Origin of the sequence: Ochrobactrum sp. SFR4 (assembly GCF_019730395.1) — a bacterium.
Lineage (GTDB): Bacteria > Pseudomonadota > Alphaproteobacteria > Rhizobiales > Rhizobiaceae > Pseudochrobactrum.
On record NZ_JAAPBB010000794.1, the window covers coordinates 1 to 270 of the forward strand.

The 270-nt window shown below is 57.4% G+C and carries 1 protein-coding gene; it reads left to right on the plus strand.

Annotation, left to right across the window (positions count from 1 at the left end; genetic code table 11):
- Positions 1–270 (plus strand): hypothetical protein (locus HBA93_RS21250; RefSeq protein ID WP_221724587.1); only part of this gene is annotated, 270 nt, incomplete at both ends.

Consider the following 270-nt stretch of genomic DNA (forward strand, 5'->3'; position numbering starts at 1 on the left):
AAATTTGGCAGCAAGACAGGTTTTGACCGTCCTGCGGTGCTGGAGCCAAGCTCCGGCTCCGGCAGTGTTGCCTTTGCCAAACGCTGGGAAAATTTCGAACTCGTTGCCGCCTATACCCGCCGCAAGGTGGGCAACTACCATGCGGGAACACGGGGAGATACGCCGGAGATTAGAAAAACTGTTCGACGGGTTGTGCGACCAGGACGCGGCGGGAGACCGGATACATGGACGGAAACAACATCCTTCGCGCTTGATGGTCTGAACCGCTAC